This window comes from Enterobacter cloacae complex sp. SHL001, assembly GCF_049236825.1.
GTDB classification, from domain to species: Bacteria; Pseudomonadota; Gammaproteobacteria; order Enterobacterales; family Enterobacteriaceae; genus Enterobacter; species Enterobacter hormaechei_C.
Map to the genome: position 1 here is coordinate 59,038 of NZ_JBMKIP010000005.1, position 13,124 is coordinate 72,161.

Sequence of the window (13,124 nt, forward strand, 5' to 3'; positions counted from 1 at the left end):
ACCCGCTATCATAGGCATTTCGGGTTAACAGGAGTCTTTTTATGAAATATGTTGGAGCGCACGTCAGCGCTGCCGGTGGCCTTGCGAATGCCGCCATTCGCGCCGCCGAAATCGAGGCGACCGCTTTCGCCCTGTTCACCAAAAACCAGCGCCAGTGGCGCGCCGCAGCGCTCACCGCTGAAGTGATTGATGATTTCAAAGCCGCCTGTGAGAAATACCACTACGGGCCTGGCCAAATCCTTCCCCACGACAGCTACCTCATTAACCTCGGTCACCCGGTTGCCGAGGCGCTGGAAAAATCCCGCGAAGCGTTCCTGGATGAGGTTCAGCGCTGTGAACAGCTGGGGCTGACGCTGCTGAACTTCCATCCCGGCAGCCATCTGATGCAGATTGACGAAGACGCCTGTCTGGCGCGCATCGCCGAGTCCATCAACATGACGCTGGATAAAACCCAGGGCGTGACGGCGGTGATTGAGAATACCGCCGGTCAGGGCAGCAACCTCGGCTTTAAGTTTGAGCATCTGGCGGCGATCATCGACGGCGTGGAGGATAAATCCCGCGTGGGGGTGTGCATCGATACCTGTCACGCCTTTGCCGCCGGCTATGACCTGCGCACAACCGAGGCCACGAAAAATACCTTCGAGGAGTTCGAGCGTATTGTCGGTTTTAAATACCTTCGCGGTATGCACTTAAACGATGCGAAAAGCGCGTTCGGCAGCCGCGTTGACCGCCACCACAGCCTGGGCGAAGGCAACATCGGCCATGATGCGTTCCGCTTCATCATGCAGGACGCCCGCTTCGACGGTATTCCAATGGTGCTCGAAACCATTAACCCGGATATCTGGGCGGAAGAGATTGCCTGGCTGAAGGCGCAGCAAACCGCTGAACAGGCGGCATAAAAAAAGCCGGGCTGCTTACGCACCCGGCTTTTTTTGTAGGTCGGGTAAGGCGAAGCCGCCACCCGACACCTCTTTTAGGCTGCTTTTGCGACCACTTCCGCTTCCGGGCGCTTCAGCACCGCGTAAGACAGGCCTGCCACCAGCGTACCGGCAACAATCGCCAGCAGATAACCCAGCACCGGCGTGATGGCGCCAGGGATCAGCAGGACGAACAGACCGCCGTGCGGCGCCATCAGTTTCGCACCTACCGCCATGGAGATAGCCCCCGTCACCGCACCACCCACGATACAGCACGGCAGGACACGCATTGGATCGCGTGCCGCAAACGGGATTGCGCCTTCGGTGATGAAGCACAGGCCCAGCACCAGCGCCGCTTTACCGCCTTCCTGCTGCGCTTTATCGAACTTACGGCGGGCAATAATCGTCGCCAGACCGAGCGCCAGCGGAGGCACCATACCGGCCGCCATGATCGCCGCCATCGGCGCGTAGGTCTGGGTACTTAGCAGGCCAACGCCAAACGCATATGCCGCTTTGTTTACCGGACCACCCATGTCGGTACACATCATACCGCCGAGGATTGCGCCCAGCAGCACCGCGTTCGCCGTCCCCATGGTTTGCAGCCAGTGGGTCAGACCTTCCAGAATGCCCGCGACCGGCTTACCAATCAGGTAAATCATCGCCAGACCGACCACCAGGCTGGAAATCAGCGGAATGATCAGGATAGGTTTCAGCGCCTCCATACTCTGCGGTAGCTTCAGCTTCGAGCTGATCAGCTTCGCCACATAACCGGCGAGGAAACCGGCAATGATACCGCCGATAAAGCCAGAACCGGTGCTCACGGCCAGCATACCGCCGATAAGACCCGGCGTCAGACCCGGACGGTCAGCAATGGAGAAAGCGATAAAGCCCGCCAGCACCGGCACCATCAGCGCAAACGCGGAGCCGCCGCCAATCTGCATCAACGCAGCCGCCAGCGTGCCCGGCTCTTTAAACGCCTCGATACCAAAGGCGAAGGAGAGCGCAATACACAGGCCGCCCGCCACCACCATCGGCAGCATGTAGGATACGCCGGTCAGCAGGTGACGATACGCGCCCGCAGACTCTTTTTTCCCTTCGGTCGCAGTTTTAGCCGCACCGGTTGCCTGATACGGTTTGGCTTCTGCCAGCGCCTTATCAAACTCCTGCGCGGTCTTCTTCAGCGCCAGGCCGGTAGAGGTACGGTACATCGGCTTGCCGGCAAACTTCGCCAGATCCACTTCGATATCCGCCGCCACAATCACCAGATCGGCTTCCGCCACCTCTTCAGGCGTGATGGCATTGCCCGCACCAACAGAGCCGCGGGTTTCAACCTTCACCCACCAGCCACGTTTTTTCGCTTCGGTTTCAATGGCTTCAGCCGCCATAAAGGTGTGCGCCACACCTGTCGGGCAGGCCGTTACCGCAACAATGCGTTTCGGCCCAGCGGCGGCAACCGGCGCCGCCTCAACAGGTGCGCTGTAAACCGTCGCATGACCTTTTGCTTCGCTCAGAAACAGTTCAGGGTGTGCCACCGCGCGATTAATATCACCCAGCCACACTTTTTTACCGTTCAGGGCGCTGTCCGCGGGGATTTTGTCGCCCAGAACAATCGCCATTTCAGCATCACCCGGGTTATCAATGATATCCAGGTGCGCTTTTTGTGCCGCCGCGCCCAGCAGGGTCTTCGCCATATAGGCACGAGCCTGTCCGAGACCGGAGTCAATGATCAGCAGCGTTTTCATTATTCCTCTCCTGCTGTTAGTTAAAAGGTTTTAAGTCAACGCGCGCCATCATCGCGGCTAACTGGGTACGATCGGTAATACCGACATTGCTCTGGCTCACGGCCAGGGCCGCAACGGCGGTAGCAAGACGTAAGGTATGTTCACTGGATTCGCGCATCAGCAGACCGTAGATCAGGCCGCCAACCATCGAATCCCCGGCACCCACGGTGCTGACCACCTCCATTGAAGGCGGTTTGGCAATCCATTCCCCGGAGGCGTTCACCCACAGGGCACCTTCTGCACCCAGCGAAATCACCACGTGAGCGATACCCTGCTCGCGCAGCGCATGGGCAGCGTCAATCACATCCTTTAATTCTGGCAGCTTACGGCCCGCCCAGATCTCCAGTTCGCGGCGGTTAGGCTTAACCAGCCATGGCGAGGCTTTCAGACCGGCGACCAGCGCGTCGCGGCTGCTGTCGAAAATAATGCACGGGCACTGGCTGCGCAGGCGCGTCATCCAGTCGGTGAACGCTTCCGGGCTGACGCCGGACGGCAGACTGCCGCTGACGCACACCATGTCAAACTGGCCCAGCCAGCTCAGGGAATCGGCAACAAAGCGCTCCCAGTCAGCCGGGGTCACTTCGAAGCCGGAGAAGTTCAGATCGGTCACTTCACCGTCTTTCTCGGTCAGCTTAACGTTGATGCGGGTACGGCCCTGCACAACCTGAAAACGGTTAGCGATGCCCAGTTCACTGAACAACTGCTGAAAACCATCCTGGTTGTCTTTACCGAGGAAGCCGCCTACGGTGACGTCGATGCCGAGATCTTTCAGCACCTTCGCCACGTTAATCCCTTTTCCTGCGGCATGCAGGCCGGTCGTCCGCACCAGGTTGACTTCGCCACGCTCAATTTCCGGGCAGAAACCCACCAGATCGTAAGCCGGGTTCAGCGTAATGGTCGCAACACGTCTGCTCATTATGCGCCCTCCCCCAGACCGGCCGCGATGGCGTCGCCAATCGCTTTCAGCGCCTGTTCAGCATCCGCACCCTGCGCGGTAAAGCGCAGACGATGGCCTTTCTTCACGCCCAGCGCGACAACTTTCATCAGACTGCGCCCGTTGGCTGGTTTACCCGAACCGTCCAGATTGGTCACGGTGATCTCACTTGCAAATTGTTTAATGGTATTCACCAGCATGGTGCCCGGACGGGCATGCAGGCCGTGTTCGTTACGCACCACGTACTCTGCGCTCAGCAGATCATCCGTCAGCGCATCGTCGCTGGTCAGCAGGGCCAGCACCGTCGCCGCGTCTGCGTTCAGCAGTTTTTCAGCTTTATTGTTCAGCAGCAGATCGCCCAGACGCTTCAGCACGGATACCGGCTGATCGTCCGCCATGGCGACCGTTACCAGCATCGCGGCGCGTTCGCCGTCTGTCTCAAAGGCAACCGCAGCACGGCTGACCGCGATAGCGCTACGCAGGTTGCCTTCAGCACTGTCGTTCAGCCAGATGCCCTGACCCAGGTTTAATGGCTTATCATTGATGGCGCGCGTCACAAAAGTGGTATCTGCCGCTCCCACTTCTTTCAGGCGGGCCGCGTTCAGCGCCTGGAGCGTCAACAAATCGGACGCAACGACGTCCAGCGTCAGGGTTTCATTATCCAGCTTCAGCGCTTCGCTCTGTTTTTCGCCCATCAGCAGGGCACGCAGCTCTTCAGCAGTGGTGGCGGATTTAAGCTGTTCCGCGACGGCATCATCACTCAGCACGTGCGTCAGCTGACGCAGCAGGCCCAGGTGTTCGTCACCGCTGGCCGCGATGCCGATCGCCACATAAGCCACCTGACCCTCGCCCCACAGCACGCCCTGCGGGAACTGGAAGACCTGCACGCCGGTTTTCAGCACCTGATCGCGGGTGTCCGTGGTGCCGTGCGGAATTGCAATACCGTTACCGAGGAAGGTGGAGGTCTGCTGTTCACGCGCCAGCATGCCGTTGACGTAGCCGTCAGCCACGTTGCCAGCCTGCACGAGCGCAGCGGCGACCTGGCGAATAGCCTCTTCTTTATTCCCGGCCTGTTCGCCCGGGTGAATATCCTGAACAGATAACTGGAACATGATTCTCCTCTCCTGCTGAAATTGAATCGTTTCAGCTTAACTGAGAAAATAGGCGCTAACCTGCTTCGTCAGGACAGGCAAGATAGCGCTGAAACGTTTCAAGAAGTCTTGTCTTTTCTACAAAAGGTTGCAAGAAAAGTTACATTTCTTGTTGCAGAATTTAGAAGTGCAGCACATTTCTTCTTCAGTCGGGAGGTTTTTGCTGATGTTCAGCAAACAGGTTCAGCACGCTTCAGCGAAACGGCGATAAACTGAAATGCTATTTTGATTTATTGTGGCAATCTTGATTTTGCCCTCTGTTTATTTATTGACAGGCGGCGTAAACTCCGCCTCTCTCTGTTACTCGCAAAGACTGAACATGCATAACACCCCCGCTGCCGCCTCACCAAAGCCTTTTGATTTGACGTCAACGGCGTTTTTGATCGTTGCTTTTCTCACCGGTATTGCCGGTGCGTTACAAACGCCTACGCTGAGCCTGTTTCTGACCAACGAAGTTCACGCCCGCCCGGCGATGGTTGGCTTCTTCTTCACCGGGAGCGCCATCATCGGCATTTTCGTCAGCCAGTTTCTAGCCGGGCGTTCAGACCGCAAAGGCGATCGCAAAAGCCTGATCGTTTTTTGCTGCCTGCTCGGGGTGTTTGCCTGCCTGCTGTTTGCCTGGAACCGTAACTACTTCATTCTGCTGTTCGTGGGCGTCTTCCTGAGCAGTTTCGGCTCGACCGCCAACCCGCAGATGTTCGCCCTTGCCCGCGAGCATGCCGACCGCACCGGGCGAGAAGCGGTGATGTTCAGCTCGATACTGCGCGCGCAGGTGTCGCTGGCGTGGGTGATTGGCCCCCCGCTCGCCTACGCGCTGGCGATGGGTTTTGGCTTTACGGTGATGTACCTCAGCGCAGCCGTGGCCTTCGTGGTATGCGGCGCAATGGTCTGGTTCTTTCTGCCCTCCATGCGCAAAGAGCCGAAAGTGGCGACCGGTACGCTGGAAGCTCCGCGACGTAACCGGCGCGACGCGCTGCTGTTATTCATTATCTGTACGCTAATGTGGGGAACCAACAGCCTCTATATCATTAATATGCCGCTGTTTATTATTGATGAGTTGCATCTGCCGGAGAAGCTGGCCGGGATCATGATGGGAACCGCCGCGGGGCTTGAGATCCCCACCATGCTGATTGCGGGCTATTACGCGAAGCGCTTCGGCAAGCGCTTTTTGATGCGCGTCGCCGCCGTAGCCGGGCTGCTGTTTTATGTCGGTATGCTGACGGTTCATACGCCAGCCCTGCTTCTTGCTTTACAGCTGCTGAACGCCATTTACATCGGCATTCTGGCCGGTATCGGCATGCTCTACTTCCAGGATCTGATGCCGGGTCAGGCAGGCTCTGCCACCACCCTTTATACTAATACCACCCGCGTGGGCTGGATTATTGCAGGCTCACTGGCGGGCGTTGTGGCTGAAATCTGGAACTATCATACGGTGTTCTGGATTGCGCTGGTGATGTGCGTCCTGACGCTGAGCTGCCTGACGCGAATCAAAGACGTTTAAGGCGCGGTGAGCGCTTCCAGCTCAAGCAGATAAGTGATGGCCTGCTGGCGCGTACTGCCGCACATTTCGGCGGTTGGCTGGAGCCCGGAGCACACCTTCGGGCGCAGGGGCGAGCCAAAGATCATGCACAGGTTAGTGTCAGAGAGCTGAACGCAGCGGGTATTGGCAGGCTTGCCCTCCGGCATGCCTGGAATGGGGCTTGAGATGGACGGTGCGGTACAGCACGCGCCACAGTCGGAACGACAATCCATACATGCTCTCTGTTGGTGGCAGATGCCCGCGCAGTCGGGCATTGCGCGCACAGTAACACCTTTTATGTATTGATAGCAAAACCCACGAATTCCGCTTGCCTGAAAGGCCGCGCGCGAGTAATTTGGCGCGATATTTTTTACCTCCCGTAAACAGGATTACTGCAATGCCAAGAGCGAACGAAATTAAGAAAGGTATGGTACTGAATTACAACGGCAAACTGCTGATTGTGAAAGATATCGACATTCAGGCACCCAGCGCCCGTGGCGCAGCAACGCTGTACAAAATGCGTTTCTCCGATGTCCGCACCGGCCTGAAAGTGGAAGAACGTTTTAAAGGCGACGATATCGTTGATACCGTGACCCTCACCCGTCGCTACGTTGATTTCTCCTACATCGATGGCAACGAATACGTGTTCATGGATAAAGAAGATTACACCCCGTATATCTTCACCAAAGATCAGATCGAAGAAGAGCTGCTGTTTATTCCTGAAGGTGGGATGCCGGACATGCAGGTGCTGACCTGGGATGGCGTGCTGCTGGCGCTGGAGCTGCCGCAGACCGTTGATCTGGAAATTGTTGAAACGGCACCGGGCATCAAAGGCGCGTCTGCAAGTGCGCGTAACAAACCGGCTACCCTGACTACCGGTCTGGTCGTACAGGTGCCAGAGTACCTGTCAGCGGGCGAGAAAATCCGTATCCATATCGAAGAAAAACGCTATATGGGTCGTGCTGACTGATCCTGCTTTTCGCCCGGTGGCGCTACGCTTACCGGGCCTACAAAAAACCGGCTCTGATGCCGGTTTTTGTGTTTTTGTAGGCCGGGTAAGGCGCAGCCGCCACCCGGCAACAACCTTTACAGCAGTTCAGGATACTTCGTCATTTTCAGCGCCAGCTCGATACCGCGCACTTCCGCCATCCCTTTCAGACGGCCAATCGCCGAATACCCTGGATTCGTTTTCTTGCGCAGATCGTCCAGCATCTGGTGCCCGTGATCCGGACGGAACGGGATAGGACGTACAACCCCCGCCTGCTTACGACGTACCTCTTCAGAGAGAATGGCATCCACCACCGCAACCATGTTCACGTCGCCGCCAAGATGGGCTGCTTCGTGGAAGGTTTTCGGGTTCTCTTCACGGCAGGTTGCACGCAGGTGGGTGAAATGAATGCGATCGCCGAAGGTTTCGATCATCCGCACCAGATCGTTATCCGCCCGCACGCCATACGAGCCCGTACACATGGTAAAGCCGTTGTAGATGCTGTCCACCGTCTCTTTCAGCCACTGCATATCTTCAATCGTAGACACGATACGCGGCAGGCCGAGGATAGGGCGCGGTGGATCGTCAGGATGAACCGCCAGCCGCACGCCGACTTCTTCTGCCACCGGCACAATAGCGCGCAGGAAGTGCGCCATGTTTTCACGCAGCTGGTTTTTATCGATATCGCCATATTCCGCCAGGCGCGCACGGAACTGATCGAGGGTATAACCCTCTTCCGCACCGGGCAGGCCCGCGATGATATTGCGAACCAGCTTCTCAATGTCCGCTTCACCGGCGGCATTGAACCACGCCAGCGCCTGCTGCTGCTCTTCGGCGGTGTAGTCTGCTTCCGCCCCCGGACGCTTCAGAATGTGCAGTTCGAAAGCCGCAAAAGCGATTTGATCGAAACGCAGCGCCTTCGAACCATCGGCCATTTCATATTCCAGGTCGGTACGCGTCCAGTCCAGGATCGGCATAAAGTTGTAGCAGACGGTATCAATACCACAGGCTGCCAGGTTACGAATGCTCTGCTGATAATTCGCAATCCAGGTATCACACTCACCGGAGTGGGTTTTGATATCTTCGTGAACCGGAATACTTTCCACAACAGACCAGGTTAACCCCTTCTCTGCCAGCTGAGCCTGACGCTTTTGGATTTCCTCTACCGGCCACACCTGACCGTTCGGAATATGATGCAGCGCCGTGACCACACCCGTTGCGCCAGCCTGACGCACATCATCAAGAGAAACCGGATCGTTCGGCCCGTACCAACGCCAGGTTTGTTCCATTGCCCCACCCTCTCAAGTTGTTATACCAATATGTGTTACTTCAATGACGACTACCATACATGTTTAATCGAAGTGGTCAATACAGCACGCGGCATTGATTGATCAAACTCACATAACAGGGATATTTACGGCTTACCAATTTAATTTGTTGTCATATAACTTTACACTGGCATTGTTAATTAATGGTTAATCAGGTGTGTATTACATGAAGACTATTGCCTCCACCGCGCTTCCTGCTCATGTCCAGCAGCCCCGCTACGATCGCGAGCAGTTACGCTCCCGCATCGTCCATTTCGGTTTTGGCGCGTTCCACCGGGCGCATCAGGCGTTGTTAACAAACCGGGTACTGAATGCCAAAGGAGGCGACTGGGGAATTTGTGAGATTAGCCTCTTTAGCGGCGATGTCCTTATGGGCCAGCTCCGGGCGCAGGATCATCTGTTTACCGTGCTGGAGAAAGGTGCCGAAGGCAATCAACCCATTATTATCGGTGCGGTAAAAGAGTGCCTGAACGCCAAACTCGACTCGCTGGCAGCCATTATTGAGAAATTCTGCGAACCGCAGGTGGCAATTGTCTCCCTCACCATTACCGAAAAAGGCTACTGTATCGATCCGGCGACGGGAAAACTGGATATGCGGAACAGCCGCATCCTGCACGATCTCGAGCACCCGTCTGAGCCGCATTCCGCGCCGGGTATTCTGGTTGAAGCGCTTCATCGCCGCCGCGAGCGGGGCCTGCCGGCGTTTACCGTGCTCTCCTGCGACAATATTCCCGACAACGGCCACGTGGTGAAAAATGCCGTTCTCGGCATGGCCGGAAAGCGTTCCGCAGAGCTGGCCGCATGGATCGAGGCGCACGTGAGCTTCCCTGGTACCATGGTCGACCGAATCGTGCCCGCCGCCACCGACGCCTCACTCGCGGAAATCACCCAGGAACTTGGCGTTGAGGATCCCTGCGCCATCAGCTGTGAACCGTTCATTCAGTGGGTAGTGGAAGATAACTTTGTCGCCGGGCGTCCGGAGTGGGAGGTGGCAGGCGTACAGATGGTTGAGGATGTCCTGCCCTGGGAGCAGATGAAGCTGCGGATGCTGAACGGCAGCCACTCCTTCCTCGCGTATCTGGGCTACCTTGCCGGCTACGCGCACATAAATGAATGTATGCAGGACGACAGTTTCCGCGAGGCTGCCCGCAGGCTGATGCTGAATGAGCAGGCCCCTACGCTGCGCATCACCAACGTTGATCTGACAGCCTATGCTGACAGCCTGCTTGACCGCTTCGCCAACCCGGCCCTACAGCATCGTACATGGCAAATCGCCATGGACGGCAGCCAGAAGCTGCCTCAGCGCATGCTGGAAGGGATCCGCATGCATCTTGAGCGTAACACCGCCTGGCCATTACTGGCGCTGGGGGTGGCGGGCTGGATGCGCTACGTCAGCGGTACGGACGAACAGGGCAACGCCATTGACGTACGCGATCCGCTGAGCGACAAGTTTCAGGCCATTGTCGCTACCAGCAGCGACGCAGAACGCGTTAGCGCCCTGCTGACGCTAAATGAAATCTTTGGCGACGACCTGCCGCAAAACCCTGTCTTTGTCGAGGCAATCACCAGCGCGTACCAGCGCCTCGTCCGGCTTGGCGCGCGCCAGGCCGTTATCGAAACGTTAAAAATTTAGCGATTATTGCGTTTAAGGCGAACGGTTTTATGCTCCGTTCGCCCTCCCTCTTCTCAATGCCCGATTTTTTCGTCAGGATGATAGATAGTTGTTACTACATCACAATTATTTATCGGAGCGCACGTGACCAAAACCAACCTGATCACCGGTTTTCTAGGCAGCGGTAAAACTACGTCCATTCTGCATTTGCTGGCCAATAAAGACCCGGCGGAAAAGTGGGCCGTGCTGGTCAACGAATTTGGCGAAGTGGGGATCGACGGCGCGTTGCTCGCCGACAGCGGCGCGATGGTGAAAGAGATCCCGGGCGGGTGTATGTGCTGCGTGAATGGTCTGCCGATGCAGGTCGGGCTGAATACGCTGCTGCGTCAGGGCAAGCCGGACCGTCTGCTGATTGAGCCCACCGGGCTGGGGCATCCTAAGCAAATCCTTGATTTACTGACCGCCCCGGTATACGAGCCGTGGCTTGAGCTGCGTGCGACGCTTTGCCTGCTCGACCCCCGCCAGCTGCTGGATGAAAAAGCGATCAATAATGACAATTTCCGCGACCAGCTCGCCTCGGCAGATATTATCGTGGCGAATAAATCCGATCGCGCGACGGCTGAGAGTCAGGCCGCGTTCCAGTCCTGGTGGCAGCAGGCTGGCGGTGGACGTCAGTATGTGCAGACGACCCAGGGCAACATTGATGGCGCCCTGCTCGACCTTCCCCGCCTCAACCAGACGCAACTGCCTGCCAGCGCTGAGCATTCGCATAGCCACGGCGCGAAGCAAGGCCTGGCTGCACTGAGCCTGCCGGAGCATCAGCGCTGGCGTCGCAACCTGAACAGCGGCCAGGGGCATCAGGCCTGCGGGTGGATCTTCGATGCCGATACGGTTTTCGACACCATTGGTATACTGGAATGGGCGAGACTCGCGCCGGTTGAGCGGGTAAAAGGGATCATGCGCACTCCGGATGGTCTGGTGCGCATTAACCGTCAGGGCGAGGATTTCTTTATTGAAACCCAGAACGTCGCCCCACCCGACAGCCGGATAGAGTTAATTAGTGCGGTTAATACCGACTGGAATGCCCTCCAGTCAAGCCTGTTGAAGCTTCGTTTAAGTTTGGGCGGCTAACGTTGCCCCTGATTTCACACATTGCTGAAGACTATGACGACTCGACTTCCTGCTATTTTATTGCTCAACGCTGCCGGCCTGGCGATCTTTTTCTCCTGGTATATCCCGGCGGATCACGGTTTCTGGTTCCCGCTGGATTCCGGGCTGTTCCACTTCTTTAACCAGGCGCTGGCGAAGAGTGAAGCCTTCCTGTGGCTGGTGGCGATCACCAACAACCGCGCGTTTGACGGCTGTTCGCTGCTGGCAATGGGCTGTCTGATGCTCTCCTTCTGGCTGAAGGAAGACAAAACGGGTCGTCGCCGTATTCTGATTATCGGCCTGGTGATGCTGCTGACGGCCGTGATTATCAACCAGCTGGCGCAGCATCTGATGCCGGTTAAACGCGCCAGTCCTTCGCTCTTTTTCCCGAATATTAACCGCGTCAGCGAGCTGCTTCATATTCCAACCAAAGATGCCTCGAAGGACAGTTTCCCGGGCGACCACGGTATGATGCTGCTGATTTTTGCAGGCTTCATGCTGCGCTATTTTGGTAAAAAAGCCTTCACCATCGCCCTGGTTATTGTGGTGGTATTTGCATTCCCGCGGGTGATGATTGGCGCTCACTGGCTGACAGATATCGCCGTAGGCTCCCTCACGGCGGTGTTAATTGGTTTACCGTGGGTGCTGATGACCCCCCTGAGCGATCGCATAATAGACATTTTTGATCGCTATCTTCCTGGCAAATTTAAACAAGCTGGAAACAAATAAATAACGAAAATTAACACCATTCATCAGGGATCGTTTTCGATCCCTGCGTCACTTCTTTTCGGCGTCATTCAACGCTGTCATCATCCCGTCATACAATTCGTGATAAAAATGAAGCAATTGCAGGGATTACCGATATGAATGGCGGCATTTTGAGCAATTCCGCGCTGTAACTTTGTGTATCACATTTTCTTATAAAAAAACGGACTTTTTTGCTCGCAATACCCCGTGCAATCGGTTAACCTCGAACTCGTTTTGCCCCACTGAGATAATTATTATCATGGTGAATAATTTTGTGCGTTGAGCCACAGTTTTCACCATAAAGAATTGTCTCATTGTGAACAGATTATTAGTCTCGTCACGGTTGGCATTTTTATAACGATATTTTCGTTAAGGACTTCAAGGGAAAACAAACAAAATGGTCAAATCTCAACCAATCTTGAGATATATCTTGCGGGGGATCCCGGCGATTGCAGTGGCGGTTCTGCTTTCGGCATGTAGTACGACGAACACCGCGAAGAATATGCATCCTGAGACGCGTGTTGTGGGAATGGAAGATTCCTCTTCACTGCAAGCCTCTCAGGATGAATTTGAAAATATGGTACGTAATCTCGACGTTAAGTCGCGTATTATGGATCAGTATGCTGACTGGAAAGGCGTGCGTTACCGTCTGGGCGGCAGCACCAAGAAAGGCATCGATTGTTCCGCGTTCGTACAGCGTACATTCCGTGAGCAGTTTGGGTTAGACCTTCCGCGTTCTACTTATGAACAGCAGGAAATGGGCAAATCCATTTCGCGCACTAAACTGCGCACGGGCGATTTAGTCCTGTTCAGAGCGGGTTCAACCGGTCGACACGTTGGCATCTATATCGGTAACGATCAGTTTGTCCATGCTTCCACCAGCAGTGGTGTGACGATTTCCAGCATGAACGAACCTTACTGGAAGAAGCGCTACAACGAAGCTCGCCGCGTTCTGAGCCGTAGTTAATATTGCTGTCGTATCGTTGGTTATCCCTTGG

At 56.0% G+C, this 13,124-nt stretch carries 12 protein-coding genes; 7 read left to right on the top strand and 5 right to left on the bottom strand.

Annotated features, from left to right (window positions below):
• Positions 1–41 precede the first annotated feature (41 nt).
• Complete coding sequence (gene nfo / locus ACOTYH_RS14880; RefSeq protein WP_017693043.1) at positions 42–899, top strand: deoxyribonuclease IV; 858 nt, start codon at positions 42–44, stop codon at positions 897–899.
• Positions 900–973: 74 nt separating this feature from the next.
• Here nfo and fruA read toward each other — a convergent pair whose 3' ends face one another.
• Genes fruA through fruB form a run of 3 tightly spaced genes read right to left on the bottom strand, consistent with a single transcriptional unit; the run spans position 974 to position 4,744 of the window.
• Positions 974–2,659, bottom strand: coding sequence for a PTS fructose transporter subunit IIBC (fruA, locus tag ACOTYH_RS14885; RefSeq protein WP_015572312.1), 1,686 nt, complete (start codon positions 2,657–2,659; stop codon positions 974–976).
• A gap of 16 nt (positions 2,660–2,675) precedes the next feature.
• Positions 2,676–3,614 carry a 1-phosphofructokinase gene (fruK, locus tag ACOTYH_RS14890; RefSeq protein ID WP_006811313.1) on the bottom strand — a complete coding sequence of 313 codons (939 nt, stop codon included), beginning with the start codon at positions 3,612–3,614 and terminating at the stop codon, positions 2,676–2,678.
• Positions 3,614–4,744: a fused PTS fructose transporter subunit IIA/HPr protein gene (gene fruB / locus ACOTYH_RS14895; RefSeq protein ID WP_017693041.1), complete on the bottom strand. Its 1,131-nt coding sequence runs from the start codon at positions 4,742–4,744 to the stop codon at positions 3,614–3,616. Before fruB ends, fruK begins: the two co-directional genes overlap by 1 nt.
• Before the next feature lie 358 nt (positions 4,745–5,102).
• Here fruB and setB point away from each other — a divergent pair, with 358 nt between their 5' ends.
• Positions 5,103–6,284, top strand: coding sequence for a sugar efflux transporter SetB (gene setB, locus ACOTYH_RS14900; RefSeq protein WP_015572310.1), 1,182 nt, complete (start codon positions 5,103–5,105; stop codon positions 6,282–6,284).
• On the opposite strand, the gene ACOTYH_RS14905 is transcribed toward setB, so the two are convergent.
• The gene (locus ACOTYH_RS14905) at positions 6,281–6,535 is read right to left on the bottom strand and encodes a YkgJ family cysteine cluster protein (RefSeq protein ID WP_003859353.1); all 255 of its coding nucleotides are present in this window, start codon (positions 6,533–6,535) and stop codon (positions 6,281–6,283) included. The two genes, setB and ACOTYH_RS14905, sit on opposite strands and share 4 nt — an antisense overlap.
• Positions 6,536–6,699: 164 nt before the next feature.
• Between ACOTYH_RS14905 and yeiP the strand changes: the two genes are divergently transcribed.
• Positions 6,700–7,272, top strand: a complete 573-nt coding sequence (gene yeiP / locus ACOTYH_RS14910; RefSeq protein ID WP_003859355.1) for an elongation factor P-like protein YeiP — start codon at positions 6,700–6,702, stop codon at positions 7,270–7,272.
• A 116-nt stretch (positions 7,273–7,388) separates the two neighbouring features.
• Here yeiP and uxuA read toward each other — a convergent pair whose 3' ends face one another.
• On the bottom strand, positions 7,389–8,579 hold the full coding sequence (gene uxuA, locus ACOTYH_RS14915; RefSeq protein ID WP_058689090.1) for a mannonate dehydratase: 1,191 nt from the start codon (positions 8,577–8,579) through the stop codon (positions 7,389–7,391).
• Positions 8,580–8,784: 205 nt separating this feature from the next.
• On the opposite strand from uxuA, the gene ACOTYH_RS14920 reads away from it, so the two are divergent.
• From ACOTYH_RS14920 to mepS, 4 genes are all read left to right on the top strand, one after another.
• A complete protein-coding gene (locus ACOTYH_RS14920) occupies positions 8,785–10,251 on the top strand; it encodes a mannitol dehydrogenase family protein (protein ID WP_063659508.1) in 1,467 nt (488 codons plus the stop codon).
• A 123-nt stretch (positions 10,252–10,374) separates the two neighbouring features.
• Positions 10,375–11,361 (top strand): CobW family GTP-binding protein, encoded by a 987-nt coding sequence (locus ACOTYH_RS14925; protein ID WP_017383393.1) that lies wholly within the window; start codon positions 10,375–10,377, stop codon positions 11,359–11,361.
• 33 nt (positions 11,362–11,394) lie between these two features.
• Entirely contained in the window at positions 11,395–12,108 is a 714-nt protein-coding gene (locus ACOTYH_RS14930) for a phosphatase PAP2 family protein (protein ID WP_032103237.1), read from the top strand.
• A 415-nt stretch (positions 12,109–12,523) separates the two neighbouring features.
• Positions 12,524–13,093 carry a bifunctional murein DD-endopeptidase/murein LD-carboxypeptidase gene (gene mepS / locus ACOTYH_RS14935; protein WP_003859364.1) on the top strand — a complete coding sequence of 190 codons (570 nt, stop codon included), beginning with the start codon at positions 12,524–12,526 and terminating at the stop codon, positions 13,091–13,093.
• Positions 13,094–13,124: the final 31 nt, after the last annotated feature.

What these genes read in the sequence shown, in the direction of transcription:
- uxuA (WP_058689090.1), bottom strand. Translation starts at nt 8,579, where the DNA reads ATGGAACAAACCTGGCGTTGGTACGGGCCGAACGATCCGGTTTCTCTT.
- ACOTYH_RS14920 (WP_063659508.1), top strand. Translation starts at nt 8,785, where the DNA reads ATGAAGACTATTGCCTCCACCGCGCTTCCTGCTCATGTCCAGCAGCCC.
- mepS (WP_003859364.1), top strand. Translation starts at nt 12,524, where the DNA reads ATGGTCAAATCTCAACCAATCTTGAGATATATCTTGCGGGGGATCCCG.
- ACOTYH_RS14905 (WP_003859353.1), bottom strand. Translation starts at nt 6,535, where the DNA reads ATGGATTGTCGTTCCGACTGTGGCGCGTGCTGTACCGCACCGTCCATC.
- fruB (WP_017693041.1), bottom strand. Translation starts at nt 4,744, where the DNA reads ATGTTCCAGTTATCTGTTCAGGATATTCACCCGGGCGAACAGGCCGGG.
- fruA (WP_015572312.1), bottom strand. Translation starts at nt 2,659, where the DNA reads ATGAAAACGCTGCTGATCATTGACTCCGGTCTCGGACAGGCTCGTGCC.
- setB (WP_015572310.1), top strand. Translation starts at nt 5,103, where the DNA reads ATGCATAACACCCCCGCTGCCGCCTCACCAAAGCCTTTTGATTTGACG.
- fruK (WP_006811313.1), bottom strand. Translation starts at nt 3,614, where the DNA reads ATGAGCAGACGTGTTGCGACCATTACGCTGAACCCGGCTTACGATCTG.
- nfo (WP_017693043.1), top strand. Translation starts at nt 42, where the DNA reads ATGAAATATGTTGGAGCGCACGTCAGCGCTGCCGGTGGCCTTGCGAAT.
- yeiP (WP_003859355.1), top strand. Translation starts at nt 6,700, where the DNA reads ATGCCAAGAGCGAACGAAATTAAGAAAGGTATGGTACTGAATTACAAC.
- ACOTYH_RS14930 (WP_032103237.1), top strand. Translation starts at nt 11,395, where the DNA reads ATGACGACTCGACTTCCTGCTATTTTATTGCTCAACGCTGCCGGCCTG.